Below are 1,374 nucleotides of genomic sequence, written 5' to 3' on the forward strand. Positions count from 1 at the left end.
ATCCTGCACGACCCACCAATGTAAAAAGGCGCCCTAAAGGCGCCTTTTTGCTATCTGCGATTTGGAACATTTGACGTGCTTGTCTGATGGCGCTTCTCTTATCAGACTTACGGCCACCTGCCCTGACCCGCCCCCCCATACTGCGTCAATGCCTCCCGCACAATTACAGCTGAAAACCCAGCCCCTTCTGGAAGTGCTGCGAAGGGCGTTATACCGGCATTCTGGTGGAAGGCGCTTATTGCACTCTCTATATCTGATACAACGGGTCCTGCGCGCGACCAACGGTAAGCTCACTGGCCTGCATACGTACCACATCCCAAAGTGCCTGAGCGGCAGTCGAAAGAGACCTGTTTTTACGCCGCGCCAGCATAAGCTGTCTTTCCACCACTGGCGTGAGCCGCTTCACTTGCAATTGATTCCCCTGAGGCAGCGGTAACGCCAGCGCAGGCAATACACTGATACCAATCCCCGCCTCCACCATCGGAAACAGCGTCGCCGGGTGACCAATTTCCTGCACAATATTGGCATCAATCGAAAAGTGCGATAATGCCGCATCAATCAACGGTCGGCTACCTGAAGCATAATCCTGCAAGACCAGCCGCTCATGCTCAAGATCCTGCCAACTGACCCACTCTCGCCTGGCGAAGGGATGATTCTGATGGCAGAGCAGCAAAAATGGTTCAGACAACACGGTTTCACACTGCAGATCCGTCACGGCGCCGGGATCGATAACAATGCCAAAATCGACATCCCCCTGCCGAATACTCTCCAGTACCCACTGCTGCGGCCGGTCATGCAGAACAAAATCAATCGCGGGGTAAAGTTGATTACTTTGCGCAATACATTGCGGAATAAGATGAGCGGAGATGGTCTGGCTGGCCGCCACACGTACCGTGCCAGTCAACTGCGTACCCACCCTACCAGCCTCACGCAAGGTGCTGTGCAGCTCATCCAACACGCGATCCAGCCGGGTTGCCAGTTGCTGTCCGGCTTCCGTCAAAACGACTTCACGTGTTGTGCGATCCAACAGTTTGACGCCCGTTTGCCGCTCCAGCTCTTTAACACTGTGACTGACTGCTGACTGGCTCAAACCGATAATATCCCCCGCGCGGCTAAAACTTTTCGCCTGCGCGACGGTGACAAAGATCCGGAGTTGACGCAGAGAATAATTCATTAATTCAGTTCATATATAGATGCAATAAATCAATTTTATTTCTCAAACGGAAAAACGCAAAATATCGGTATCAGATCCCTGGAGTATTTATGAAAATTTTTCGTATCCTTGATCCGTTTACCCTGACCCTGATCACCGTTGTATTGCTGGCCTCGTTTTTTCCGGCCGAAGGCCGTTTTGTTCCTTTCGTTGAAGGCGTA

At 52.3% G+C, this 1,374-nt stretch carries 1 protein-coding gene and 1 pseudogene; one reads left to right on the forward strand and one right to left on the reverse strand.

Annotated elements, in window-relative coordinates:
- Nucleotides 1–247 precede the first annotated feature (247 nt).
- On the reverse strand, nt 248–1,174 hold the full coding sequence (locus CJP72_RS24850) for a LysR family transcriptional regulator (RefSeq protein WP_162383895.1): 927 nt from the start codon (nt 1,172–1,174) through the stop codon (nt 248–250).
- An 89-nt stretch (nt 1,175–1,263) separates the two neighbouring features.
- Between CJP72_RS24850 and CJP72_RS24855 the strand changes: the two are divergent.
- Nucleotides 1,264–1,374, forward strand: a pseudogene (locus tag CJP72_RS24855) (bile acid:sodium symporter); the annotation flags it as partial.

Source organism: Citrobacter sp. NCU1 (genome assembly GCF_010231475.1).
In the GTDB taxonomy this organism is placed as follows: domain Bacteria; phylum Pseudomonadota; class Gammaproteobacteria; order Enterobacterales; family Enterobacteriaceae; genus Citrobacter_D.